Annotated in this window: 23 protein-coding genes and 2 pseudogenes; 9 read left to right on the forward strand and 16 right to left on the reverse strand. The window is 67.4% G+C overall.

Features of this window, described 5'->3' with window-relative positions:
- Nucleotides 1-15: 15 nt before the first annotated feature.
- A complete protein-coding gene (locus BN971_RS24745) occupies nucleotides 16-1,026 on the reverse strand; it encodes a GNAT family N-acetyltransferase (protein WP_139027136.1) in 1,011 nt (336 codons plus the stop codon).
- 481 nt (nucleotides 1,027-1,507) lie between these two features.
- Complete coding sequence (locus BN971_RS18210) at nucleotides 1,508-1,912, reverse strand: Ltp family lipoprotein (RefSeq protein WP_085181224.1); 405 nt, start codon at nucleotides 1,910-1,912, stop codon at nucleotides 1,508-1,510.
- A gap of 151 nt (nucleotides 1,913-2,063) precedes the next feature.
- On the opposite strand from BN971_RS18210, the gene BN971_RS24750 reads away from it, so the two are divergent.
- The gene (locus BN971_RS24750) at nucleotides 2,064-2,402 is read left to right on the forward strand and encodes a hypothetical protein (RefSeq protein ID WP_139027137.1); all 339 of its coding nucleotides are present in this window, start codon (nucleotides 2,064-2,066) and stop codon (nucleotides 2,400-2,402) included.
- Between the two features lie 359 nt (nucleotides 2,403-2,761).
- Here BN971_RS24750 and BN971_RS18215 read toward each other — a convergent pair whose 3' ends face one another.
- The 3 genes from BN971_RS18215 to BN971_RS25150 form a co-directional block, all read right to left on the reverse strand.
- Nucleotides 2,762-3,301 carry a heparin-binding hemagglutinin HbhA gene (locus tag BN971_RS18215; protein ID WP_372511953.1) on the reverse strand — a complete coding sequence of 180 codons (540 nt, stop codon included), beginning with the start codon at nucleotides 3,299-3,301 and terminating at the stop codon, nucleotides 2,762-2,764.
- Nucleotides 3,302-3,415: 114 nt separating this feature from the next.
- Nucleotides 3,416-3,943 carry a hypothetical protein gene (locus BN971_RS24755; RefSeq protein WP_139027138.1) on the reverse strand — a complete coding sequence of 176 codons (528 nt, stop codon included), beginning with the start codon at nucleotides 3,941-3,943 and terminating at the stop codon, nucleotides 3,416-3,418.
- A 181-nt stretch (nucleotides 3,944-4,124) separates the two neighbouring features.
- A complete protein-coding gene (locus tag BN971_RS25150; protein ID WP_169718599.1) occupies nucleotides 4,125-4,277 on the reverse strand; it encodes a hypothetical protein in 153 nt (50 codons plus the stop codon).
- A gap of 482 nt (nucleotides 4,278-4,759) precedes the next feature.
- Here BN971_RS25150 and BN971_RS18220 point away from each other — a divergent pair, with 482 nt between their 5' ends.
- Together BN971_RS18220 and BN971_RS18225 are read left to right on the forward strand one after the other, a co-directional pair.
- Nucleotides 4,760-6,013 (forward strand): cytochrome P450, encoded by a 1,254-nt coding sequence (locus tag BN971_RS18220; RefSeq protein WP_085181225.1) that lies wholly within the window; start codon nucleotides 4,760-4,762, stop codon nucleotides 6,011-6,013.
- Nucleotides 6,006-6,695, forward strand: coding sequence for a TetR/AcrR family transcriptional regulator (locus BN971_RS18225; protein WP_085181226.1), 690 nt, complete (start codon nucleotides 6,006-6,008; stop codon nucleotides 6,693-6,695). The genes BN971_RS18220 and BN971_RS18225 overlap by 8 nt, the downstream gene beginning before the upstream one ends.
- Before the next feature lie 1,186 nt (nucleotides 6,696-7,881).
- Here the strand turns inward: BN971_RS18225 and BN971_RS18230 are convergent.
- Nucleotides 7,882-8,196: a hypothetical protein gene (locus tag BN971_RS18230; protein WP_139027140.1), complete on the reverse strand. Its 315-nt coding sequence runs from the start codon at nucleotides 8,194-8,196 to the stop codon at nucleotides 7,882-7,884.
- A gap of 716 nt (nucleotides 8,197-8,912) precedes the next feature.
- On the opposite strand from BN971_RS18230, the gene BN971_RS18235 reads away from it, so the two are divergent.
- Entirely contained in the window at nucleotides 8,913-9,608 is a 696-nt protein-coding gene (locus BN971_RS18235) for a DUF732 domain-containing protein (RefSeq protein WP_085181229.1), read from the forward strand.
- Here the strand turns inward: BN971_RS18235 and BN971_RS18240 are convergent.
- Nucleotides 9,605-10,799, reverse strand: a pseudogene (locus BN971_RS18240) (glycosyltransferase). The gene BN971_RS18235 and the pseudogene BN971_RS18240 overlap by 4 nt on opposite strands.
- Before the next feature lie 89 nt (nucleotides 10,800-10,888).
- On the opposite strand from BN971_RS18240, the gene BN971_RS18245 reads away from it, so the two are divergent.
- Entirely contained in the window at nucleotides 10,889-11,812 is a 924-nt protein-coding gene (locus BN971_RS18245; protein ID WP_085181231.1) for a cation diffusion facilitator family transporter, read from the forward strand.
- On the opposite strand, the gene BN971_RS18250 is transcribed toward BN971_RS18245, so the two are convergent.
- The gene (locus BN971_RS18250) at nucleotides 11,784-12,761 is read right to left on the reverse strand and encodes an alpha/beta fold hydrolase (protein ID WP_245836765.1); all 978 of its coding nucleotides are present in this window, start codon (nucleotides 12,759-12,761) and stop codon (nucleotides 11,784-11,786) included. The two genes, BN971_RS18245 and BN971_RS18250, sit on opposite strands and share 29 nt — an antisense overlap.
- Before the next feature lie 114 nt (nucleotides 12,762-12,875).
- Between BN971_RS18250 and BN971_RS18255 the strand changes: the two genes are divergently transcribed.
- Nucleotides 12,876-13,913: a methyltransferase gene (locus BN971_RS18255; protein ID WP_245836767.1), complete on the forward strand. Its 1,038-nt coding sequence runs from the start codon at nucleotides 12,876-12,878 to the stop codon at nucleotides 13,911-13,913.
- Nucleotides 13,914-13,918: 5 nt separating this feature from the next.
- Here the strand turns inward: BN971_RS18255 and BN971_RS18260 are convergent, their stop codons facing one another.
- From BN971_RS18260 to BN971_RS18270, 3 genes are all read right to left on the reverse strand, one after another.
- Entirely contained in the window at nucleotides 13,919-14,857 is a 939-nt protein-coding gene (locus BN971_RS18260) for a cytochrome c oxidase assembly protein (RefSeq protein WP_085181233.1), read from the reverse strand.
- 31 nt (nucleotides 14,858-14,888) lie between these two features.
- A complete protein-coding gene (locus BN971_RS18265) occupies nucleotides 14,889-16,406 on the reverse strand; it encodes an alanine/glycine:cation symporter family protein (RefSeq protein WP_085181234.1) in 1,518 nt (505 codons plus the stop codon).
- Nucleotides 16,407-16,541: 135 nt separating this feature from the next.
- Nucleotides 16,542-16,868, reverse strand: a complete 327-nt coding sequence (locus BN971_RS18270) for a DUF732 domain-containing protein (protein ID WP_170322194.1) — start codon at nucleotides 16,866-16,868, stop codon at nucleotides 16,542-16,544.
- 280 nt (nucleotides 16,869-17,148) lie between these two features.
- On the opposite strand from BN971_RS18270, the pseudogene BN971_RS18275 reads away from it, so the two are divergent.
- The 3 genes and pseudogenes from BN971_RS18275 to msrB all read left to right on the forward strand — a co-directional run.
- Nucleotides 17,149-17,643: pseudogene (locus BN971_RS18275) on the forward strand (alpha/beta hydrolase); the annotation flags it as partial.
- Between the two features lie 52 nt (nucleotides 17,644-17,695).
- Nucleotides 17,696-18,961 carry an arabinofuranan 3-O-arabinosyltransferase gene (aftC, locus tag BN971_RS18280; RefSeq protein WP_090350486.1) on the forward strand — a complete coding sequence of 422 codons (1,266 nt, stop codon included), beginning with the start codon at nucleotides 17,696-17,698 and terminating at the stop codon, nucleotides 18,959-18,961.
- Between the two features lie 43 nt (nucleotides 18,962-19,004).
- Complete coding sequence (msrB, locus tag BN971_RS18285; RefSeq protein WP_085181367.1) at nucleotides 19,005-19,415, forward strand: peptide-methionine (R)-S-oxide reductase MsrB; 411 nt, start codon at nucleotides 19,005-19,007, stop codon at nucleotides 19,413-19,415.
- A gap of 71 nt (nucleotides 19,416-19,486) precedes the next feature.
- Here msrB and BN971_RS18290 read toward each other — a convergent pair whose 3' ends face one another.
- The 5 genes from BN971_RS18290 to hemE all read right to left on the reverse strand — a co-directional run bounded on the left by BN971_RS18290 (nucleotide 19,487) and on the right by hemE (nucleotide 23,864).
- Nucleotides 19,487-20,335, reverse strand: a complete 849-nt coding sequence (locus BN971_RS18290) for an endonuclease domain-containing protein (RefSeq protein ID WP_085181238.1) — start codon at nucleotides 20,333-20,335, stop codon at nucleotides 19,487-19,489.
- Between the two features lie 130 nt (nucleotides 20,336-20,465).
- On the reverse strand, nucleotides 20,466-21,221 hold the full coding sequence (locus tag BN971_RS18295) for a class I SAM-dependent methyltransferase (protein ID WP_085181239.1): 756 nt from the start codon (nucleotides 21,219-21,221) through the stop codon (nucleotides 20,466-20,468).
- On the reverse strand, nucleotides 21,218-21,913 hold the full coding sequence (gene hemQ, locus BN971_RS18300) for a hydrogen peroxide-dependent heme synthase (RefSeq protein ID WP_085181240.1): 696 nt from the start codon (nucleotides 21,911-21,913) through the stop codon (nucleotides 21,218-21,220). The genes BN971_RS18295 and hemQ overlap by 4 nt, the downstream gene beginning before the upstream one ends.
- Nucleotides 21,914-21,918: 5 nt before the next feature.
- A complete protein-coding gene (locus BN971_RS18305; protein WP_090350419.1) occupies nucleotides 21,919-22,806 on the reverse strand; it encodes an FAD-dependent oxidoreductase in 888 nt (295 codons plus the stop codon).
- Nucleotides 22,803-23,864 (reverse strand): uroporphyrinogen decarboxylase, encoded by a 1,062-nt coding sequence (gene hemE / locus BN971_RS18310; protein WP_085181242.1) that lies wholly within the window; start codon nucleotides 23,862-23,864, stop codon nucleotides 22,803-22,805. The genes BN971_RS18305 and hemE overlap by 4 nt, the downstream gene beginning before the upstream one ends.
- Nucleotides 23,865-23,912 lie beyond the last annotated feature (48 nt).

Below are 23,912 nucleotides of genomic sequence, written 5' to 3' on the forward strand. Positions count from 1 at the left end.
GCGTGAGGGCCCCATTCAAATTGCTTTGATGCCGGTCATGCGGGCTCTCGGCCCTACTGTGGTCCGCCACTTCAGGTCGTAACCACACGCCTTCGCGAACTCTCGTCCCGCAGTTCTAGGCGGTCCGAGGATATGATCGGCTTCGTTCATCAGCAACCTTATCTCGCCGCTACCATGCATCTTCGCTTCCTCGACCGCTGCGCTCTCAAGCTCAGCCCCCAAGTGCATCCGACGGAAGATCGGCCACACGAATAATTCCGTCACTTCACTGAATTTAGTTGCTCCCTCCCAGTGCCGTACGAACATCCATGCCATGCGCAATCCGAAACCCGTTTTTAGTTCGATACACGACACAGGAATGTTCGAGACTGGCGAAAGAGTATAGTAGTACACCACCTGGGGATTGCGGCCCTTGCCGCGAACTGTATACCTGATACGCGGATTTTCAACCACCCACAGCTCGCGAATTTTCTGCACATTGTCGCCAGCATTCCTCATGCGGTCCAATTTGGCGGGCGATGGCCCCCACCTCGCGTAGCGTGTAACGAGGGTTTCATGATGATAGCGCCGTACGTAGTCCAGAGACATCGTCCCATAACCGCGATCACCCCAGTTTGATCCCCATGAATTCCAGAAGCTGAACGTCTCTGTTGTTGGGTCGTACCCATTAAGACTTATTGCATGATAGCCAATTGACTGTTCGCCTTGAGCTGGCGTCCCGATAATCCCATTGGGAGCTGTGTATGACGACTCGAACCACCTCACAACCATCTGGTGGTAGTCGCGCATTTGGTATGGCACGCCCCAGTGCCGGAGATCTTGATTGTTGATTAGCTGCCGAGCTACCTCTGCAGGATCAGCGATCGACTCGTAGTACATTTGTCTCGCATAAGCGCCTCCTTGAAAATAGGAGAGCCTCGCAGCAAAAATCGGTTGCGTACCGTTGCGTTGCGGCTGACCATCGATTCTTTTAATGAGCTGAAAGCCTATTCTTCTGTCAAGCGCTCTGAGGCTCCTGAACTGCAAGCTGCGTCCATTCTTCCTCGTCAAGCAGTTCGAATTGCAAGCCTCGGTAAGAGCATGTGTATGGATATCGAACCCAAGCAGCGCGTAGCGTTGGAGCATTGGTCCCCAGCAGGAATTACATAATAGGTGCACCTGGTTCGGGTCCACTCCCGGCTGAGGAAATTCCGCAAGATAAAGGTCGCCGCGAGTCGCATTTAGCGAAAATACGCGCAGTTGAGCCAGGACTACGCCGCAATTCTCACAATGCCACACAAGGCCGGTCGAAGCGCGAAGCAGGGCCACCAATCGCGGATCAGGCTGCATGATAATTTCGGAACAGTAATAGGCCGAGCCGTTGACGTGGTCGGTCGGGTGGGTGCGGAGCAGCCCGGCAACCTGGGACGTTCGGCATCCAAACCTCTCGTGCGGGCATTCGACGGGCCAAGGCGTCGTATGTTGACGGCGACGCGATCGTGCGGGTAACTCACCAAATCCAGTCGTCTCATAGCCCGGCGGCGGCTACCCCGTAGTTCGCCTGCGACGAAGTGAACCCCTCGTAGACGAGCTGGTCGACAAGTCCACCAGCAGAGTAGGCCTGCACGGCAAGATGTTCCTTCGCGGACTTCGCTGCCTGCTCATTCCAGTCCACATTGAGACTGTCAACGCCGTCGGTCGCGTCCTCAGTCGAGTAATTCTCGTACACGAGCTGGTCGATGAGGCCCTTGCGCGAGTAGGCCTGGACGGCGAGATGTTCCTTGGCGGCTCGCGCTGCGTTCTGTTGACTTGCGGGACTGAGGGGTAGCGCGGGCTCAAACGAGGCCGCCGCTCGCGCCCCGGCGGCGACGACACCGCTGAATGCCAGGAGTATGGCAGTGGCAATGGCGGCAGCGAGATGCTTCTTGTTCATGGTCCGGGAATGTAGCGTCCCGACGCCCTCACAACCGGGGGGAACGCCGATTTTCGTTGAGCTTGCAAAGGCACCGGCGGGGGCGTCGCCGTGAAGCGCGGATGACCCGGCTCTGCCGGCCCGCGCTGGACAAGGACCATAACGGCATTGCATGCGATTCGCGATTCCCGTACGGGATAAAACGAAAATCGCGGCCGGCGCGGCCGGCGCGGCCGACCGTTCGTGGATCGCGGTGAGCACGCCCAAAGCTAACGCCATGAATCAGCACTCCAAATATGTTGCGCAGAAACGGGTTTCAGCATTCCAGCAATCTCCGGTTTCGCGCGATTTGCTCGAATTTCGCAGGTTTTCCTTGGTTTTTCCCCGCTTCGCAAATTTCGCGGGGGATAAATCAAGTGCGACCGGCCCGGCCGCGCTTGCCGTGGTACCAAAAAACGGCTCTGAGCTGCGGGGATGCGCGGAAGCGTGTTTGCTGGGCGCGAGTCCCTGACCTGCGCTAACGCGATACCCCCCAGGGGATATCCCATACCCTCGGGGGGATACCCGCGCGCGCCTATTTCCAGGCGCGCCGCAGCAAACATCGGAGGGCTCACACGGTGTTTTGGCTGATAGATACCAGTATCGAGACGCCGGGGGCGGCGAATCCGTCCGCAGCACAGTCAAATTGGTATTGACCATTGATCTCGGCTGCGGGAGCTGCTGGCTGGGTTGAACTAGACGCGAACTGGCAACTCATTCAGGACGCGTAACCCGCGTCGGCCGAGGGGGCGGCATCCCGCAACGGCGGTGTCGCCCTTTCGGTTACATTCGGACGGAAGCGGCCGCGGCGTGCCCGCGCAACATGCGGGCCTACCTACGGGTACCTTTCTTGGCAGACGCTTTTTTGGCCGGAACCTTCTTGGCCGGAGCCTTCTTTGCGGGCAGCTTCTTAGCGGGCGCCTTCTTGGCCGGGGCCTTCTTGGGCAGCTCAATGCCGACCAGCTTGGCCGCACGCTCACCGACCGCGCGGGTCTGCGACGCGACGGTGCCGAGCGCCTCCTGGGTCAGCTCCACGGCCTGGTCCACGTAGCCCTCGGCGCGCGTCGACGCTTCCTCGAAGGGCCGCTGGCTGCGCAGCCGCTCCAGGGCGGACTCACCACGCTCGACCAGCTCGTTGTACCGGCTGGTCGCGGCCTCCAGGTAGCCCTCGGCGGCCTTGCGCAGCTCCTCAGAAGTGAACCGCTCGCGCAACTCGGTGAACTGCTCGGGCAGGTCCTCCTGAAGCTTCGAAAGGCGCGCGCGGCGCTCCTCGACCCGGCTGCGGGTCTCGGTGCGGGTCTCCTCAGCACTCTGACGCAGGTCGGCGATGAGGTCGTTGACCGTTGCCAGGGCCAGGTCGGCCGCACCCATAGCTGCCAGCAACGGAGCCCGCAGGTCATCGATCGGCGCGGACCGAGATATGTTGGTCCGCCTGTCACCGCGATCCGCGTCTCCGCTGTCGCCGCCGTTGTCACCCATGTTTCCCTACTTCCAAATCCACAACATCACAACCAGAATAAAAACCTCTGCTACTAGCAATAAGGCGGCCCGTCGGAATGCACGATGTTTTCCAGCCAGCACATCGTTGTTTGTCTCGTACCCCGCTATCAGAGTTTTGATGACATCTCTGCGGATCTGATCTATGTCTTTTGGCTGGGGCTGCGTCCCACCTTGAGACGGGTTAGGGTCGATTTTTGCCATGATTTCTGCTGCTGACGGCCCGAAGAGCCAGTCGTCGGCCGGCCACAATACTGAGAGTACGAAAAAGCTGAGTGCGATGAGCACAAGAAGCAGGATGATTCCTTTAATCGGCGACAACACATGATTGCTTCCCGGAGTTGTACTTATCAAGCCAATCCCGGTGGAAAACGAAGTAAACAATGCCGCTGTCCCCAGAAGGTTATTCGCCCGAGTCCTCAGGTTTCCAAGGGTCTGGTCTTGCATGCTGACACTGTTACGGGCTGCTTCATACGCAATCTCGAGTCGGTCGTCGGATGGCGACTCGTCCGTCACGTAAGCTCCCCTTTACCACAGAAACTCAGTGAGACAGTGAAGCTCCCTGCGATAGTCTCGTGCGTCATAAGCATGCAACAATTTGAGATTGCCCGTCCAGTGGCTTCGGAAAATTTCGAGGCCAAGAATGCTAGTCCCTGAGATCGAGTGGATCCTTGCTGTTAGGGTTCACGCAGTACTGCTACCAGTAGCTGGGGCTGAAGTAGATGGTGTCCGACTCGTCAGCGTCGGTGCCCACTTGAACCATAAGGATTTGGTCCTTGGTTCCCCAAGAAAGTGCGTTCGGGTACTGAACTGCGCCGTCGGCGGTCTTGATGTGCACGTCGTAAGTCATGGCCGCAGTTTCGCATGAAGTCTTGTGAGAGGGAAGCGATCACGGCTTGTTCCCGTGACGTGGCTAGCTATCCCGGGGGCCACCTCGGCGGGTTCGCTCGTGGGCCCGATACGACCTCATCCGGCACGCATTGGAGCACCAGCGCTGGGCGCGGCCGGATTCTCGCTGCGGGACGCGCCGACCGCACCAACCGCACGGGATCGACCTGCTCCGCCAAGCCCTGAACATGCGTGTTTCCCTTCAATGCAGGTCAGGCCCGGTAACCCCGGGCCTTTCTTGTTCTGGGGGCCCTCCCGACGGACCGCGGCTCATGCGAGCGGCACGGACGTCAGATACCCAAGACGTATGACCATAAGCGCCGGCGTACCCCGGCAAATGGGAATATGTTGTCCGTCATTGACGATCGAACCGTTCTGGTCATACGCTGCTGTCAGATATGTCCGTTACCCGTCTGTTGGGCGGCATTGGAAGGCGAGAGATCGATGAACGCGAACAGCACCGCTCCCAACGTCTTCGACGCCGGCCTACCCATGTTCAGCTACGAGCTTGACGCCACTCCGCACGACGTCGTCGACGACGTCCGAATCGCGCAATCGCGTTCGCCTATCGCAATCGGGCCGCTCGGCCCGGAGGTGCTGTCCTATGAGATGGGCCGCGACCTATTGCGCGACAACAGATTCCGCCTGCCACCCGGTATCACCCTGGCGGCGCAAGGCATCACGTCGGGGCCGTTGTTCGACAAGCTGGCGAACAGCCTCCTGGGCCTGGACGGCGCATCGCATGCCCGGTTGCGCAAGCTGGTGTCCAGGGCGTTCACTCCCCGCGCGACATCACGTCTGCAAGACACGATCCAAGAGATGGTCAACGGGCTGATCGACAGGGTGATGGACGCCGGGCGGTGCGACGTCGTGACCGACATCGCGTATCAGTACCCGACTCCGATCATCTGCGCCCTGCTCGGCGCCCCCCGCGAGGATTGGCAGTCGTTTGCGGACTGGACTGAGGAGATCTTCAAGGCCCTGAACTTTCAGCCCGATGTCACCTTCGATGAGGCCGCGATCATGCGCGCGTGGGGCGAGCTCGACGCCTACGTGGACGACATGGTGGCCGCGCGCCGAGACCACCTCACCGATGACCTGCTTTCGGAGCTCATTCGCGCGGAAAGCGACGGCGACCGGCTCAACCTCGAGGAACTCCGCATGCTGGCGGCCGGGTTCCTGATGGCCGGAACGGACACGACGCGAAACCAGCTGTCGGCATCGGTGCAGGTGCTCTGCGAGCATCCGGACCAGTGGGCGAAGTTGCGCGACCAACCAGAGCTTGCGATGCAGGCGGTCGAGGAGAGCATGCGCCACTCCCCCGCAGCCTGCATCGTGCCGCGAGCCGCCGTTGACGATGTCGAATTCGGAGGCTACATGTTCCCGGCGGGAACCCTCGTAATCGTCAATACCTTTGCCGCCAACCGAGACCCGGCGGTATATGACGATGCCGACCGCTTCGACATCGCGCGCAATGACGTTCCCCCAATTCTGACGTTCGGTGGCGGAGCGCACTACTGCCTCGGGGCGAACCTCGCACGCCGGGAACTGGCGGAAGCGCTTACAGTCCTCACCCACCGCCTTCCGGACGCTCATCGCGTCGGTCCGGCCCCGTGGAAGCCGCTGCTGGGGATGACTGGTCCGTCGACTCTTTCGATTGAGTTCACCAGCGAAAGGGTGGTGACGGCGAGTGCGTAGTCGTGGTTGGGGGGGTTCGACGCCCTCTTCGGACGAAGAGGCTATTTCGCGCATCCTGAGCGCGGTGGACGAGGAGGTCGCCGAAAATGGGGCGGCGATACGCCTCGCCGACATCGCCCGCAGACTCGGCGTGACTCGCCAGACGGTGTACCGCTACTTTCCCAATGCCGACGCGCTGCTCATGGCCAGCGGGATGCGTGCCGTCAACGGTTTCATCGACCAGATTGCACAGCACGTCAGCGGCCTCAAAGACCCGGTCGCCGTGGTGGTCGAATGTGTTGCCTTCGGAGTCGAGAACCTGTCCGGCGATCCGCAACTGGAAACCTTACTGACCGCACGGCATGACGGCGAAGCCGTCACCTCGTTATCCTCCGACACGGCAATCTCGTTCTGCTTGTCCGCTTTTCACCAATTCGATGTCGATTGGGAGCTGCACGGCTTCGATACCCTCGGCCTGCGCGAACTTGCCGAAATGACCTTGCGCACGGTGCAGTCCATGCTGACCGATCCAGGCCAGGAGCCGCGTGAGGGGCTCGCATTACGCCGCTTCATTGCTCGATGGCTCGGTCCAGCGATCCTTTATCCACGGATGACGTCGCTGTCGATCCACGAAAGACAAGCATTACCGGATCGGCATATCGACGCATCAGAAGCACCGCGCTCGTCAGCGAGCCGTCCGTGATCGCCTTGCCGTATATGGACCGCATGCCCGAACAGCTCACGGAGTTCCGGCGTGTACCTAGGCTCACAGGTCGTCGGTCCGCAGGCAAACCGCGACGAGGCACCCTGAGCCCCGAGCCGACTCAAGGGAGGGTCGCGAAGCGCGAACCGTAGGTGGGGCGAATTCCCGAGACCCTCCGGGTCCGGGCGCTCGGCCGCACCATCGCGTTCGGATATCCGTCGAACCCCGTTGCCGCGCAATCGGATTGCACCGCGCGATCGCTTTGGGCTGCCACGCTTACGGGGTGGCCGCGGCGGGCGGTGGCTCCTGGGAACCGGGCGGCCGGTCGTTCGGCGCAGGGGGACCGGGCGGTGACGGTGGCGACTGACGGGAACAGTCGGGCACGAAAATCCACACTCCGCCGGTCCGCGTCCACGTGATGCCGCACCCCACCGGAATCGCGGGCGCCGCGATGCCCGCCGCGATGACGCTCGCCGCCACGCCGGTCCTCAACAGCGGGCGGAGGGAGCGAACGCCGTGTCGCCTCGCTGTGGAGTCGCCCATCTGGTGCCCCTGCCCGCCGCCCCGGAAGCCGATGCCCAAGTCTCTGCCGCGACGCGACCGCGTGCAAGTTGAAGGACCAGCAAGGTGACGATTGGCAGCCGTCGTTGTTGCTGCGCGGAAAGGACTACGTATCTGGTCAAACTCCGCATTAACCGCCGGGCGCGGGCGGATTCCCGGGCGCGGGCGGATTTCCGGGCGCGGGCGGATTTCCGGGTGCGGGCGTTTTCCCGGGCGCAGCCACTGCTCCGTGCAGGCACTGCTGATATTCCGGACTGCCCGGGACGTTGTCGAAGCCGCAGCTGCAATCGTGAACCTGCGCGGGGTTGGGAAGCGAATTGCAAAAGTCGCTCCCCTCAGCGGTGGCCGATGGCACGGTCCACATGACGCCAGAGGCCCAGGCTGCCGCCACAGCGCCGGCCGCGACGGTCAATACTCTCGTCTTCACGTTGGAGTTCCGTTCTCTTCGAAGACCACGGCACCATGCCCCCCGGCTACCGCCGTAACAGTATTTGTAGCAGCGCGCCGGCACTTGAGCACCCTGACGGATTCTGGCGTCAATTCCCGATGGGTGGCCGGGGTTCACCGGCCACCGGGAGGGATCGGCCCCGCACCGGCCGCCGGCACGACGTCGTCCTCGGCGCTTCTATTGCATGGCCCCCGGGACGGGCTCGGCGCTCGCGTGCTCTTGCGCACGGCGGACCGCGGCGAGGCCGTGTTGTTCGAGCTCGTGGATGTGTTCGTCGCAGCCGCAGAGCAGATCCTTGGTCTGGTAGGTGGCTTCCGTCGGGCGACCGGCCTGAATGCACACGATGCAGTACGTGACGAGGGAGCCGCGATCGAGCCGTGCGCTCTTGACGCTGCCCGCGCGCGAACCGGGCGCCACCGGGGGCCGGCTGGTTCGCGTTCCGTGCGGCAGGAGGCGCAGGATCGGGCGAATACGCCGAAGGGTGCTACTCATGATGTCACCTCGACAGTTCCACATCCCAAGCCGGGGACCGGGCGCATAAGGCCATTGTTTCAGCGAGGCCGCACGCGGACATGAGTAGTTATCTACTCGACTTGTTCACTCCACCGAATTGTGCACCTAACGGCGCCCGGTGACTCGGAAATGGTAATTTTCGAGTTTGCGTGTCGCCACTGCGCCGAGGCCTAGCGCGGTTACCGGTCGGACCAATCCGGGCCACCGATCGCCCGATCTGAAGGCCCGCGACGAATCGCCGGATTGCGCGATAATACACATGAAAATCACTGCAGCACAGGCCAATAACCAAAATTGCGCGGGGACCCGCCAGGCGAACCCGACGCGGCACCGCGTGCCGCGGGCCATTGCATATCACATCATCCATGCGTTCCGCCAGACCAATTGCTGGCGCGATTGACTCGGCGGGGCGCGACAACATCGGCATTGTCTGGCTAACGGTATAAAAATTGTCCGTTCACATACCGAAAGATGATTTTTGGGCGGACGAGGGCACCGGTCGGCAGCCCGGCTCGAAAATCCGCTAAAGGACAAGCAACCTCCCCCGAAAACGTTCGACTGCCCGAGAATGACGCGACCGCCCCGGTGGGACCCCCGGCCGACGAATAGGCGCCCTCTTTCCGTCGATCACGCCCGCACTCCGCCACAAGTTGTCGGTGCCCCGGTGCAGACTGCCGGCGAACAGGAGACCGACCATGACCGACGACGACAACGCCGACGAACAGCCGCCGACCATCGCGGCCGAACACGACGAGACGGCTTTCATGCCCCCGTCCGGCCAGCCCGGCCCATCCCTCGCGTGGTCGCTGGACCATGACGCCGACACCGTCCTTCTCGGGCGCCGAGCCTGGGACTCCCGCTGGGCACGCGCGGTGCTGGGCGCTGGCTGCGCCGCCGCGGTTGCGTTGCTGGCCGCCGTCGGCGGCCTGATTGCGATGCTGGCGCATCGAGGCGACCGCTCGCCGGCACCCGCAGCACAGCCGGCGACCGTAGTGGTGCAGACCTCGATCGTGGCGCCGGCGCCGCCGGTCACGGCGACGGTCACCGTCCAGGCGGCGCCGACGACCGTGACCGTCAAGGTTCCGGTGACACCGACCCGGGCGCTCAAGGCCGTGACCCCGTCGAGCGTCGACAACGCCAACGACGAGCGGTTCCTCGCCAGAATGCGGTCCCTGGGCTACACCGTCACCGACAAGGACCTGATCCTGCGCAACGCACACGAGACCTGCCGGCTGTTTCAATCCGGCGAGTCGGTCGAGCAGGTCAATCAGCAGATGTCGACGCAGATGCGAGCCAGCATGAGCGACACCGTGCAACTGACCTCCAGCGCCATCTTGGCCTACCCCGACTGCTTCCGACCGGCGCCGCCCGCCTTGGGCGACGGCGATTAGCCCCGTTGACGGCCCGGCCGGCGGCCGGCGGCCACGCCCTCCACCAGATCCGCGGCCGAAGCGGCGCTTTCGGGGGCCGGGGTCATCCGGGCGGCGACCTCGCGGGCTCGCGCGGCGCACTCGGGAGTGAGGATCGACCGCAGGTCCGCGACGAGCGAATCGGTCGTCGTCGCCGAAAACGGCCGGCCGGAACCGATTCCGAGCCGCTGGAGCGCGGCGGCCCAGGTCGGCTGATCGAGCCAGAGCCAGAGGACCACCGCGGGGATGCCCGCCCTCATGCCCGCGGCCGTCGTGCCGGCGCCGCCGTGGTGGACGGCCGCCCGCCCGACACGCCGGCAGCACGGCCGCGTGGTTCACCGCGGCCACCACCCTGACGTGATCGAAACGCGGCGCGCCGCCGAAGTCGTTGGGGCCGGCGCAAATCAGCGCCCGCTCCCCCAGCTGCCCACACGCGGCACCGATCATGCCGGCCGTCTCTGCCGGAGACGCGATCGGCGTGCCGCCCAGCCCGAAGCAGATCGGCGGTGTGCCCGCCGCGATCCACGCCGACACCTCGTCGTCGTCATCGGTCGGCAGTTCCAGCGTCAGCCCGCCGACAAAGGGCCGGCGGGCGGCAGCGTCCCCCCACGAGTCCGCCAGCCCCGGCAGGCAAAAGTCCTCGTAGGCCTGGATCTCCAGCGCCACCGGCGCGGCCTCGGTGGTCTCCGCCAGGCCGAGGGCGCGGCGCTGGACGTTGGCGGCCTCGCGGGTCATGCCCGCCTGCAACACCCCGGACGACAGGATCTGCGACGGGAAGAAGTGCACCCCCGCCAACGGAATACCTTGGCGCTCGGCAACATTGGCCACGAGCTCCTGCTCGTTCATGCCCGCCAGCAGCACGTCGGCCCCGGGCGCCAGCGACGTCAGGGTCTCGCTTTTGGCCGCCCACGTCCGGGTGAGCTGCTCCATGACCTCGGGCAGCGCGCTGATCGGATTCGGCACGTGGGCAACGACCTTCGCGAACGCGCCCATCCGTTCGCGGGTGTCCGGACCATAGGCGACCGCGTCGAGGCCCGCCGCCTCGACCAACGCCAGGCGGTCGGGCGCCACCGCCATGCGCACGTCGTGGCCGCGGCGCTGCAGCTCGCGCGCCACGGCGGCGCAGGGCTCCACGTCGCCGCGGCTGCCGTATCCGACCACCACAACCTTCATCGGGACGCAAACCTATCGGTGCCGGCGCGGGCCCGGCCACGCGGGCAGAAAGTTGAGGACCGGCCCACACGGGCGGCATGCTTGACCGTATGCATTTGATCAGCGGAGCCCGCGACCCGGCCACCAGCTTTCCGCTCGACACCGGGGTCGACGACGCGGGCGAGCGCCGCCAGGCCAACCGCGCCGTCGCCGTCAGCGCCGCCGGGCTGGCGGTGACCGGCCTCGTCGAGCTGGCCATCGCGCTGCTGTCCGGGTCGGTCGCGCTGCTGGGCGACGCGCTGCACAACCTCGCGGACGTCTCCACGAGCGCGCTGGTCTTCGTCGGGTTCCGCGCGTCCAGGAAACTGCCGTCCGAGCGCTATCCCTACGGCTACGAGCGCGCCGAGGACCTCGCCGGGCTGGGCGTTGCCGTGGTGATCTGGGGCAGCGCCGTGTTCGCGGGGTTCGAAAGCGTCACCAAACTGCTGCGGCACGGCACGACCGATCACGTGGGCTGGGGCATCGCGGCCGCGGCCATCGGCATCGCCGGCAATCAGCTGGTCGCCCGCTACAAGCTCACCGTCGGCCGGCGCATCCGCTCGGCCACCCTGGTGGCCGACGCCAAGCATTCCTGGCTGGACGCGCTGTCGTCGGGCGGGGCCATGCTGGGGCTCGTCGGCGTGGCCGTGGGGTGGGGCTGGGCCGACGCGGTCGCCGGCATGGTCGTCACCGGGTTCATCTGCCACGTCGGCTGGGAGGTGACCTCCGACATCGCCCACCACCTGCTCGACGGGGTCGACCCCGAAATCGTCGCCACCGCCGAGGCCGTCACCGCCGCGGTCCCCGGTGTCACGCACGCGCACGCCCGGGCCCGCTGGACCGGCCGCACGCTGCGCGTGGAAGTGGAAGGCTTCCTCGACGCCGACACTCCCCTGGCGGCGAGCGACGACATCGGCCGCGCGGTGGCCGCGGCGCTGGCGCCGGAAATCCCCGAGATGCACAGCTTCACGTGGATGGCGCGGGCCGCCCGTTAGCCCCGGCGGCCAGCGCTTCGACGACCTCGATCAGCTCGCCGGCCGCCTCCCAGTTCAGCAGGTGGCCCGCGCCGGGCACCGACACCAGCCGGGCGCCGGGTATCCCCGCGGCCAGCCGGCGCGAATGACTCGGCGGCGTCGTGCGATCCGCCGTTCCCACCATCACCACCGTGGGTACCGCGATCTCGCCCAGCCGCGGATACCGGTCCTCGCGCGAGAAGGCCCGCACGATCGGCAGCAGCGGCCCGTGCTCGTCCATGTGCCGGATGAAGAACTCGATGAACACCGAGATCATCGCCGGCGACGGGCGCGCCCCGCACTGCGCGGCCCCGAACAGCACGCCGATGGTCTTGTTGCGCACCAGCCGCTGCAGGATGCCGTACTGCAGCAACGGAATCTGCAGCCGGTTCTGCGGCGCCTCGTCGAGCATCCGGCCCGCCCAGGTCGCGAACAACACCAGCCCGCGCAGCCGGCCGGCCAGGCCCGGGTGGTCGAGCACCGCGCGGATGGTGACGAACCCGCCCATGGAGTGCCCGACGACGACGGCGTCGTCAACGTCGAAATGCTCTGCGACGGCGGCCACATCGGCCGCCATGGGCGCCGAACCGATGCCGTCGGAGCCCATGGTGGAACCTCCGTGTCCGCGTTGGTCGAAGGCGATGACGCGAAACCCCCTGCCCCGCAGCTCATCCCACACGAAGTTCCACTCCAGCAGGTTGGCGCTGTACCCGTGCACCAGGATCACCGCCGGGCCGCGCCCCGCCGCCAACGCGTGGAGCTTCGTGCCGTCGGGCCGGGTGATCACGACACGCTCGCCCTGCGGTTCGGCGAGCAGGCGTTCGCGCGGAAAAGGGTCCGGGTTTTCCATGATCCGGCCGGCGGCCAGCCGCGCGCCGCCCCAGCCCAGCAGCGCCGCCGCGCCGAGCGCCGCGGTCGGTCCTTTTCTCAACGCTCATCCTCTCGTCGGGCCGCCGACACGGTACCGCAGCGATCGTCGGAAAGGCTTTCGTGCGAGACTCCCTCCGAGTTTTCAGCACCAAGGCCACCGACACGAGGACGGATCGTGACCGCATCGCAGAACCCATCCGACGGACATGCCGCCAGCCCCGCGGAAGTCGTCCAGCAACTGGTGCTCTCGGCGTGGGTGTCGCAGGGCATCGCGGCGGCGGCGGACCTGGGCGTGGCCGACGCGCTGGCCGCCGGCCCGTTGTCGATCGACGAACTGGCCGGCCGGGTCGGCGCCGACGCCGACGCGCTGGGCAGGCTGCTGCGCGCCTTGATCGGCACGGGCATCTTCGCCCACGGCGATGACGGCCGCTACGAACTGAATCCGGCGGCCGACGTGTTGCGCTCCGACGCCCCCGTCTCGATCGCCGCGATGGCGCGGTTCGTCGGCTCGCGCCAGCACCGCGAGCACTGGAGCTTGCTGACCGAGGCGATCAGGTCGGGGCGCTCGCTCGTCCCGCAGCAGCGGGGCAAGAGCTTTTTCGACTACCTGGGCGACGAGCCGGAGTTCGCGCAGATCTTCAACGACGCGATGACGGGCCTGTCCGGCGCGTCGATCGGACCCGTCGTCGCCGCCTACGACTTCACGGGCTACCGCACGATCGTCGACGTCGGCGGCGGCCACGGCCGCCTGCTGGCCGCGATACTCAACGCCGCCCCGGACGCCGAGGGCGTCCTGTACGACCTGCCCGAGGTCGTCGCCGGCGCGCCTGGGCTGCTGCGGGAAAACCAAGTGTCAGAACGCGTTCGGCTCGCCGAAGGCTCGTTTTTCGACGGCGTCCCGGCGGGCGGCGACGCCTACGTCCTCAAGCACATCATTCACGACTGGGACGACGCGCAGGCGGTGCGGATCCTGCGCAACGTGCGCTCGGCCGCGGCGCCGGGCACCGCGGTGCTGCTCATCGAGGGCGTCGTCCCCGAGGGGGAGGGCGGGCCGATCGTCAAGTGGGTCGACCTCGAGATGCTGGTGATCAACGACGGCCGGGAGCGCACCGAGAGCCAATACCGACGCCTGTTCGAGGAATCCGGTTTCCGGATGGTCGGCGTGGTGGACACCGCGTCGCGGTTCAGCGTGATCGAGGCGCGCGCGGTCTGACGGTCTCAGCGCGGGCGAAAGCGTTCGCGCAGTTCGGGATCGTTCTCCCACCACAGCCCCGACGGCGCGGCACCGTCGCCCTCCTCGGCTTCCACCGCGTCCAACTCGGCGTCGACTTCAACCGCGTGGGCCTTCTCGTCGCGGGACAGCGCGCGCATCAACACCAGCACGAACGGCCAGCCGACCAGGTCCCCGAGGATCCACAGGACGCCGGCGCCGATCGTCTGGTCGAGCCGCTGATCGGGCCCCCAGCTCCGATGCAGGTCCGCGTAGTACTGCGCGCCGATCAGCGCGCCCTGCCAGAGCACCAGGCCCAGCACGCCGTCGCCGAGGGCCTCGGCGACGGTGATCAGCAGCGAGAGCAGCTGCGGGTAGCGGCGGGGCACGGGGTCGGCCTGCAGCCGGGCGTAGAAGTAGCCAAAGCCCACCGCCACCAACAGGATTCGCGTGGGTGCGCCGACCCCCTCGTCGCGCAGCGCCGCGGTGTACCACGGCGTCAGGTACAGCAGCCACGGCAAGCCCAGCATCGCCAGCGAGGTGGTCAGCGGATGGGCGAGCACCCGGGCCAACGGGGTCGCCAGCAACCGGTCGATCCGCTCGCGCGCGGGCGGACCCACGGCCAGGCGCAGCGCGGTGACCGGCTTGCCGAGCGCGAGGAAGAACGGCACGAGGTACAGCAGCAGCAACACCTGCAGCGCCCGCACCCAAAACAGCACGTACGCGTAGGCCCCGATCGCGCTGACGGTCGCCAGCAGCCACAACGCGATGCCGACGCCGACGCACACCGCCTGAGCGCGTCCCACCGATTCCCCGGAATGCCTGCTGCGGCGGTAGCACCAGGCGTAACCGCCGCCCACCACCGCGGCCGCCGCCACGGCGGCCACGTCCAGGTGCCAGGTCTGGACCAGGGCGGCCCCCGTCAGCGGCCCAACGTCGACGCGCATGGCCACCAGCGTATTGCGGCGGCCGGGCCCGTTATGCGGCCGGGGCGCGGGACGGTTTCAACGCTCGCGGGAGCGGCCTGCTGATGCGCAGCGAATCGGGCAGCGCCCCGACGGGCCGGCGCTCCGGCGCCGCCCAGACGTCGCCGTCGAGCTCCCCGGGAAGGCCCGCCTCGGCGGCCACGAACACCGGACGCTCGCCGCGGGCGGCCTGGCGGTGGAAGTCGCGCAGGGCCGCAAACGCCCACCGGCCCAGCAGGCAGATCGCGGTGAGGTTCACGATCGCCATCAACGCCATGGTCAGGTCGGCGATCGACCAGACCAGCGTGAGCGTCGACAGCGCGCCGGCCACGATCGCGCCCAGCGTCGCCACCTTCAGCGCGTTGATCGCCAGGCGCCGCCCGCCCAGGAAGAACAGGTTGGCCTCGGCCACCACGTAGTTGCTCAGCACCGAGGCGAAGCCGAAGACGCACACCACGGCGGTCATCAATCCCGTTGTCCACGAGCCCAAACCGGCCGCGATCGCCGACTCCGTCAGGCTTGCGCCGGCGATCGGCCCAATGTGGGCCGGGTCGTAGACGGCCGGCCCGGACATCAGCACGATGAACGCCGTCGCCGTGCAGATCACCATGGTGTCGACGAACACGGCGAACGACTGGATCAGGCCCTGCTCCACCGGATGCGCCACCGTCGCCGCGCCGGCGATGTTCGGCGAACTGCCCATCCCGGCCTCGCAGGCGAACAGGCCGCGCTTGACGCCGGTGAACAACGCGGTGGCGATGCCGCCGGCGAAACCGCCTGCCATTTGCCGGATTCCGAACGCACCGCCGATGATCTCCCCGAGCACGCCCGGCAGGGCGGTGACGTTGACCGCCACGATCGCCAGCGCCAGCAGCGTGTACACCACGGCCACCAGCGGAACGGCCATCTCGGCGAACTGGGCCACCCGGCGCACCCCACCGAACAGCACCGGAGCCGCGAGCACAGCCAAAGCGGCTGCGGTCCAACCGATTCCGACGCCATGCGACGACTTCAGGACCCCGCTGATCGCGTTGGTCTCGACCATGTTGAACGCGGTCGAGAAGGTCAGCACCAGCAGCACGGCGAACAAGACCGCGCCCGCACGGGAACGCAGCCCGCGCTGGATGTAGAACGCCGGACCGCCGCGGAAAGCGCCGTCGCCCGAACGGACTTTGAAGATCTGGGCCAGGACGGCCTCGACCACCGCGGTCGCCATGCCGACGCCGGCCACCACCCACATCCAGAAGATCGCGCCCGGGCCGCCGACGGTGAGCGCGATGGCGACGCCGGCGATGTTCCCGGTGCCCACGCGCGACGCCAAGCCCACACAGAAGGCCTGGAAGGACGAGATCCCACCCTCGTGGCGGTGGGATCGGCGGACCTGGCGCAGCATGCGCCCGAAGTACCGGATCTGGATGAATCGCGTGCGCACCGTGAAATAGACGCCGGCACCGATGAGCAGGTAGACGAGAACATGGGCATTCAGAACGTTGCTGAGCGGATCCACCACCCGCGCCTGAAGAAAGTCCAAATTCGTGTCCTCAACGAAGATGCGGGCCCGCCATGGAACCGCAGCGTAAAGCCGCAATGTTTACGAAAGGTTTCGTTAACCGGAGCGCCGGTGCCGGCGATGTAACAACCGGATGACGATCGGGGCCGCCGGGCGTCACCCGCCGGCGGTGGGCACCGACAGCGCCTGGGGGCAGTACACGGAGGCGGCGATGGCGGTGAAGCGGGCGGCGTTGTCCCCGTGCATTGCGGGGTTGAGGCTTTGCACCGTCTTGACGACGTCGACCATCGGCTTGCCCTGCCCGGCCATCTTGCACACCGCTTTGCCGGCCGCGATGGCCCGGTCTGTGCTGTGGTAGGTGATCCCGGCTGCCTGGAGGGTGGCCAGGAACGTGTCGTCATTGGTGTCGGCGAGGGCCGGCGCGGCCATGCCGATGCCGGCGCCGACGACCGGCAGCGCCAGGAGGAGCTTCAGGGGCTTCATGGGCCCCTCGATATTCGCAGAATCCGCACGTGGGCGCATCCCGTTCCTGCGGTTGACAGCGGCGGCGCTACTGGAGCTGGAGGACGGCAGGGGCCGCTGCACCGCGCCCGCGTCGACAAGGACCGGACCGAGGCCGACCTGATCGCCGCGCTGCAGGCGCTGAGCAGCGGGAAATCGGTTGGTGCGGACGGCTGAGGGCGTGTGCGATCATGCGAAGATGCACCGCTGGCTGATCGTCCTGGGAGCCGTTCTCGTCGCCGCGAGCGCCGCCACCGCCGGGGTCGCGTCCGCGCTGGCCGCCGCGCGCTCCGGCGACGCCAACCAGCTGACCAACCTCATCAACCGCGCCGACGCCGCGCAGGACTCCGACGGCCAGTTCATCAACTCCTGCAGCGACGCGGTCAACCGGCCGACCCCGGACCGGGTGCGCGAACTCGTGGTGGCGTGGGCCAAGCTCTACCCGCAGTTCGGCACCGTCGCCGCGCTCAACCTGGTCAAATGCGTGCACTGGCCCACCGGGTCGCCGCAGCCGGCGCCGAAATCCCTCAAGGTCGACGTCCTGCTCGCGGGCGTGCAGAACGACCCGATCGTCGGCAACGAGGGCGTGGCCGCGACGGCCGCCACCATCATCAACGCCAGCGCGGCGAGCAAGCGGGTGATGTGGCAGGGCATCGGCCACGGCGCCAGCATCTACTCGCCGTGCGCGGTGCCGCCGCTGATCGGCTACCTCAACAGCGGCAAGCTGCCCGGAACCGACACGTACTGTCCCGCCTGACAGTTCGGCCCCTCGGCCGCGGTACGGTGCCCTGGTGACGACCAGTTACGGCATGCGCGAGCGGGTGCTGGCCGCATTCCGTCCCCGCACCGGCGGGCCGAGCGTGGCGAGCATTCTGCGGTCGGCGTTGTGGCCGGTGGCCATCATGTCGGTGTTGCACCGCAGCATCATCCTCCCGCTCAACGGCAACATCACCGACGACTTCAAGCCGGTCTACCGGGCGGTGCTGAACTTCCGGCACGGGTGGGACATCTACAACGAGCACTTCGACTACGTCGACCCGCACTACCTCTATCCGCCCGGCGGGACGCTGCTGATGGCGCCGTTCGGCTATCTGCCCTTCACGCCGTCGAGGTACCTGTTCATCCTGATCAACGCCGTGGCCATCCTGATCGCCTGGTACCTGCTGCTGCGGATGTTCAACTACACGCTGTCCTCGGTGGCGGCGCCCGCGCTGCTGCTGGCCATGTTCTGCACCGAAAGCGTCAGCAGCACGCTGGTATTCACCAACATCAACGGCTGTGTCCTGCTGGCGGAGATGCTGTACCTGCGGTGGCTGCTGGACGGAAAGGTACGACATCAATGGTGGGCCGGCCTGGCGATCGGCCTGACGCTGACGCTCAACCCGTTGCTGGGGTGGCTGCTGTTGCTGCCACTGCTGAACCGCCAGTGGCGGGCGCTGGTGCCCGCGTTTGTGGTGCCCATCGTCATCAACGCGATCGCGTGGCCTCTGGTCAGTGATCCGATGGACTTCGTCACCCGCACGCTGCCCTACATCGGGGGCGTCCGCGACTACTTCAACAGCTCGGTCGAGGGCAACGGCGTGTACTTCGGCCTGCCCACCTGGCTGATCGTGTTCCTGCGAATCCTGTTCACACTGCTGGCAATCGGCGCGTTGTGGCTGCTGTACCGCTACTACCGCACCCGTGATCCGCTGTTCTGGTTCACCAACTCGACGGGCGTGCTGCTGCTGTGGTCGTTCCTGGCACTGCCGCTGGCCCAGGGCTACTACTCGATGATGCTGTTCCCGTTCCTGATGACCGTGGTGCTGCGGAATTCGCTGATCCGCAACTGGCCGGCGTGGCTGGGGATCTACGGGTTCATGACCCTGGACGGGTACCTGCTCTTCCACTGGATGCGCTATGGCCGCGCGCTGCAATATCTGAAGATCACCTACGGCTGGTCGCTGCTGCTGATCGTGGTGTTCACCGTGCTGTACTTCCGCTACCTGGACGCCAAGGCCGAGGACCGGCTGGACGACGGCATCGATCCGGCGTGGCTGACGCCGGAACGGGACCGCGCTAGCGTGGACGCATGACGCGCCGGCGACGATGCAGAGCGCAGAGGAGGAGTGGCGCAGATTGACTAGTCCCAAGGTGCAACTGAGCGACGCCGAGTGGCGGCAGAAGCTCAATCCCCAAGAGTTTCAGGTCCTGCGTCGCGCCGGCACCGAGCCGCCCTTCGTCGGCGAGTACACCGACACCAAGACCGAGGGCGTTTACCAGTGCCGGGCCTGCGGCGCCGAATTGTTCCGCAGCAGCGAGAAATTCGAATCCCACTGCGGGTGGCCGTCGTTCTTCGACCCGGCGAGCAGCGACGCGGTGATCCTGCGGCCCGACGACTCGCTGGGCATGCGGCGGGTGGAGGTGCTGTGCGCGACCTGCCACAGCCACCTGGGCCACGTCTTCGAGGGCGAGGGGTATCCGACGCCCACCGACCAGCGCTACTGCATCAACTCCATCTCGCTGCGACTGGTGCCGGCGGGGTCCTGAGGACGGCGCGCCCTCCCGGGTCCGCGACACATAACCAGTTGCGACGACACGCCGGCGCGTATCGCAGCCGTTTATGTCTGGCGGAAGCCGCGACGGACGAGCGCGTCGCGCACCCGCCGCACGACGTCCTGCGGCTTGTCCTCGGCGATCACCCGGACGATGATCCAGCCGAGCGCTTCGAGCTCGCGTATGCGCCACTGGTCTCGCGCGTATTGGCGTCGGTCGGTGCGGTGGTGGTCACCGTCGTATTCGGCGGCCACTTTGTATCCCTCCCAACCCATGTCGAGCACGCCAATAGTTCGCCAACCCTCGTTCACCGGTATCTGCGTCTCTGGTGTGGGCAACCCGGCATCGATCATCAACAGGCGCAGCCAAGTCTCCTTAGGCGACGCGGCACCGGGATCGACGAGCTCAAGCGCCGCCCGTAACTGCCGCAGACCGCGAGCACGCGGATAGCGCTTGGCCAGCTCCAACACGTCGCCGACGCCGAACGGCGTCGCCCGCATCAAGGCATCGAGCCGCGCCACCGCCTCACCGATGGGCAGTCGCCTGGCCAAGTCGTACGCCGTCCTTTCGACGGTGGTCACCGGCAGGCCGGCGACGCGGGTGACCTCGTCCGTCTCGACGCGCAGGTTCCGGGTGATCACGCCGGCCGGGGCGTGCTGGTTTCGCCAGATCAGGTCGATGGGCACGTCGTCGTCGATCCAGCGCGAGCCGTGCGACGCCGCCGCCGCGAGCCCGGCCACGACGCCGCGTCGGTCCGACCACAGCCACGCGGCGACGGTACGGATTCGCAGCGACGGCGTCGCGCAGCCGTTCAGATACACGTCGGGATAGATCACGCGGAATGCCGTTCGCAGCTGATACGGACTCAGCCGACCCTGGCGCACGGCCTCGCTGCCCCTGAACACGTCGTCCATGTGACGAAGGACGTCCCTGCCACCCAGCCCGGATCCGCGAGACATCAATGATTGCGCTGGTTTCCGGCGTGTCGTCGCAGACGTTTATGTGTCGCGAAGCCGGCCGGTGACGCGCGTGACGGCTGTGGCGTCAGTCCACCCGGGTGGCGTGCACTTCCCAGAAACCCGCGTGCACCCGGCCGCCCTTCAGCCACGGTTCCATCGCCCGGAACTGCTTCAGCTGCTCCTGCGCCTGCTCGGCCATGTCGGGGTTGCGCGCGGCCATCATCTCGATCTGCTCGGCGCTGATGTTGACCAGGTAGGTGGTCGGGCCCAGGTAGGTGATCTCCCAGCCCGCGGCCGGCAGCACGTCACGAAAGTCGCTCTCGGACAACGACCGCATCATGGTGAAGCCGTTGACGTCGTGCTCGCCGAACTCGAACATGTAGAGCCGCGCGCCCGGCCGGGTCGCGCGGTGCAGCGCGCCGGCATAGGACCGTTGCAGCTCGGGGTCGGTGCTGAAGGTGTGGTAGAACGCGCAGTCGACGACGGTGTCGAACCGGCCGTCCAGCCCCTCGAGCTTGGTGGCATCGGCCAGCCGGAAGTCCACCGACACGCCGGCCTTCTCGGCGTTGTCACGGGCGCGCTCCAGCGCGGCCTCCGAGCCGTCGATGCCGGTGGCCGGATACCCCTTGGAGGCGTAGTAGATGGCGTGGTGCCCGGGCCCGGTGCCCGGGTCGAGCACCTCGCCCTTGACCGCGCCGAGGGCGACCAGCCGCTGCACCACCGGCTGCGGACCGCCGATGTCCCAGGGCGTGGCGGCGGGCAGCCCGTGCGACAGCCGTCCGTCGCGGTACATCTCCTCGAAGCGGGTGGGGTCCGTGGGATCGAACTGCGGCTGGCTCATGGCAGCGCGTTCACCAGCTGCTCGACGCCCACCCGCGGGCCGGTGAAAAACGGGGTCTCCTCGCGGGTATGCCGGCGCGCGTCGGTGGCACGCAGGTCGCGCATCAGGTCGACGATGCGGTCCAGCTCCGGCGCCTCGAACGCCAGGATCCACTCGTAGTCGCCGAGGGCGAAGGCGGGCACGGTGTTGGCCCGCACGTCCTTATAGCCGCGGGCGGCCATGCCGTGCTCGGCGAGCATGCGGCGGCGCTCCTCGTCGGGCAGCAGGTACCAGTCGTAGGACCGCACGAACGGATACACGCAGATGTAGGCCCCGGGCTCCTCGCCCGCCAGGAAGGCCGGGATGTGGCTCTTGTTGAACTCGGCCGGCCGGTGCAGCCCGACGCTGCTCCACACCGGCGAGCAGGCCCGGCCCAGCGCGGTGGCGCGCCGGAAGTCGGCGTAGGTGGCCTGCAGGGCCTCGATGCGTTCGGCGTGGGTCCAGATCATGAAGTCGGCGTCGGCCCGCAGGCCCGCGACGTCGTAGAGCCCGCGCACCACCACGCCGCGCTCCTCCTGCTGCTTGAGGAAGGTCGCCGCCTCGTCGACGACGGCGTCGCGCTGCTCACCCAGCTCGCCGGGGCGCACCGAGAACACCGAGAACATCAGGTAGCGCAGCGTCGCGTTGAGGGCGTCGTAATCGAGCTTGGCCATGGCACCTATCGTGCCACTGTCAGGTCGAGGGCCTCGACCGCCCGACCCGCGGCCCCGACGCACGCCGGCACCCCGATGCCGTCCAGGTAGCTGCCGGCGACGGCCAGCGCCGCCGGCAGCCCGGCCCGCACCCGCGCGACCAGATCGGCGTGACCCGGGCCGTACTGCGGCATCGCGTCGATCCAGCGCTGCACGCGCGCGTCGACCGGCTCGACCGTCAGCCCGAACACGGTCGCGAGGTCGTCCACCGCCCAGCCCACCAGCTGCTCATCGGAGCTCGCCGCGGCCACGTCGTCGCCGAACCGCCCGAACGACAGCCGCAGCAGCTGGACGTCCCCGCCGGAGTCCCATTTGCGCGACGACAGCGTGATCGCCTTGGACCGCAACGGTTCACCGCTGGCGACCAGCACCCCGGAGCAGTCCGGCAACGGCGTGTCGCCCGGCACCGCCAGCGCGACCACCGCCGAGGACGCGCTCTCGACCCGTCCCGCGGCGGCCGCGGTGTCCGGCGCGATGCGCGCCACCGTCGCGTCGTCGACCAGCCCCGCCACCGACTGCGCCGACGACGGGATGCCCGCGACCGTGCCGGCCGGCACCGGGTGCAACGTGCGTTCGCTGTAGATCAGCGGCCGCAGGCCCGCCGAAACACGTTGGCGCTCGGCAAGACCGAGCTCGGCCAGCAGCGCGGGCAGCTCGGGCCGTCGCAGGATGAACGCCTCGGCGCCCAGATCCATCGGTCGGCCGCCGACCCGCTCGGTGCGCAGGATCCCACCCAGCCGATCGCCGGGCTCGAACAGGACGATGGTGGCGTCGTCGCCGACGGCCAGCCGCAGCCGATAGGCCGCCGTGAGGCCCGAAATCCCGCCCCCGACAACGCAATACGCACGTGTCATAGCGAGTGGACCAGCGACACCAGCTCGGTCAGCACGCCCGGGTCGGTCTCGGGCAGCACCCCATGCCCGAGGTTGAAGACGTGCCCGGCCGCGCCGGCGTCGACGGCCCTGCGCCCGTCGTCGACCACACCCCGCGCCGCGCGCTCCACCACCGGCCAGCCCGCCATCAGCACCACCGGATCGAGGTTGCCCTGCAACGCCGTCCCGGGCGCGACCCGGCTCGCGGCGTCGGTCAGCGACGTGCGCCAGTCCACGCCGACCACCGAGGCGCCCGCGTCCGACATCGCGCCCAGCAACTCCGCGGTGCCCACCCCGAAATGCGTCATCGGGACGCCGTACCCGGACAGCGCGGCGAAAACCCCTGCGCTGTGCGGCAATACGTACTGCCGGTAGTCGGCCAGCGACAGCGCTCCCGCCCAGGAGTCGAACACCTGGATCGCGTCCACCCCGGCGTCGAGCTGCGCCCGCAGGAACCCGACGGTGATGTCGGCCAGTTTGTCCAGCAGCGCGTGCCACGTCCGCGGCTCGGCCAGCATCATCGCCTTGGTCCGGGCGTGGTGGCGGCTCGGGCCGCCCTCGATCAGGTAGGACGCCAGCGTGAACGGCGCGCCGGCGAAGCCGATCAGCGGCACAGGCCCGAGCGCGGCCACCAGCAGCGCGACCGCGTCGGCGACCGGCGCGACCCGTTGCGCGTCCAGGGGTTTGAGCGCGTCGACGTCGCCCGCGGTGCGTACCGGGGATGCGATGACCGGCCCCACGTTCGGGACGATGTCCAGGTCGACACCCGCGCCCAGCAGCGGCACCACGATGTCGGAGAACAGGATGGCCGCGTCGACGTCGTGCCGGTGCACCGGCTGCAGGGTGATCTCGCAGACCAGCTCGGCGTCGAAGCAGGCCGCCAGCATGTCGTGCTGGGCCCGCAGCGCCCGGTACTCGGGCAGCGAGCGACCGGCCTGCCGCATGAACCACACCGGCAGCCGGCCGGGTTTGCGGCCGGTGACCGCGGCCAGGTACGGCGACTCGGGAAGGTCGCGGCGGGTACGCGCAGGCTTGTCCATCGGCGTCAATGCTGCCACGAGGCCGCCGCCGGGGCGGCGCTGCGTAAT

This window comes from Mycobacterium bohemicum DSM 44277 (assembly GCF_001053185.1).
GTDB classification, from domain to species: domain Bacteria; phylum Actinomycetota; class Actinomycetes; order Mycobacteriales; family Mycobacteriaceae; genus Mycobacterium; species Mycobacterium bohemicum.

Excerpts from the sequence above, each read along its gene's own strand:
- BN971_RS18235 (WP_085181229.1), top strand. The coding sequence starts at position 8,913 with ATGACCGACGACGACAACGCCGACGAACAGCCGCCGACCATCGCGGCC.
- BN971_RS18270 (WP_170322194.1), bottom strand. The coding sequence starts at position 16,868 with ATGAAGCCCCTGAAGCTCCTCCTGGCGCTGCCGGTCGTCGGCGCCGGC.
- BN971_RS18230 (WP_139027140.1), bottom strand. The coding sequence starts at position 8,196 with ATGAGTAGCACCCTTCGGCGTATTCGCCCGATCCTGCGCCTCCTGCCG.
- BN971_RS18290 (WP_085181238.1), bottom strand. The coding sequence starts at position 20,335 with ATGGACGACGTGTTCAGGGGCAGCGAGGCCGTGCGCCAGGGTCGGCTG.
- BN971_RS18245 (WP_085181231.1), top strand. The coding sequence starts at position 10,889 with ATGCATTTGATCAGCGGAGCCCGCGACCCGGCCACCAGCTTTCCGCTC.
- BN971_RS18215 (WP_372511953.1), bottom strand. The coding sequence starts at position 3,301 with ATGGGTGCGGCCGACCTGGCCCTGGCAACGGTCAACGACCTCATCGCC.
- BN971_RS18295 (WP_085181239.1), bottom strand. The coding sequence starts at position 21,221 with ATGAGCCAGCCGCAGTTCGATCCCACGGACCCCACCCGCTTCGAGGAG.
- hemE (WP_085181242.1), bottom strand. The coding sequence starts at position 23,864 with ATGGACAAGCCTGCGCGTACCCGCCGCGACCTTCCCGAGTCGCCGTAC.
- BN971_RS25150 (WP_169718599.1), bottom strand. The coding sequence starts at position 4,277 with ATGACTTACGACGTGCACATCAAGACCGCCGACGGCGCAGTTCAGTAC.
- BN971_RS24750 (WP_139027137.1), top strand. The coding sequence starts at position 2,064 with ATGCGATTCGCGATTCCCGTACGGGATAAAACGAAAATCGCGGCCGGC.
- hemQ (WP_085181240.1), bottom strand. The coding sequence starts at position 21,913 with ATGGCCAAGCTCGATTACGACGCCCTCAACGCGACGCTGCGCTACCTG.
- BN971_RS18210 (WP_085181224.1), bottom strand. The coding sequence starts at position 1,912 with ATGAACAAGAAGCATCTCGCTGCCGCCATTGCCACTGCCATACTCCTG.
- BN971_RS18220 (WP_085181225.1), top strand. The coding sequence starts at position 4,760 with ATGAACGCGAACAGCACCGCTCCCAACGTCTTCGACGCCGGCCTACCC.
- BN971_RS18260 (WP_085181233.1), bottom strand. The coding sequence starts at position 14,857 with ATGCGCGTCGACGTTGGGCCGCTGACGGGGGCCGCCCTGGTCCAGACC.
- aftC (WP_090350486.1), top strand. The coding sequence starts at position 17,696 with ATGCGCGAGCGGGTGCTGGCCGCATTCCGTCCCCGCACCGGCGGGCCG.
- BN971_RS18305 (WP_090350419.1), bottom strand. The coding sequence starts at position 22,806 with ATGACACGTGCGTATTGCGTTGTCGGGGGCGGGATTTCGGGCCTCACG.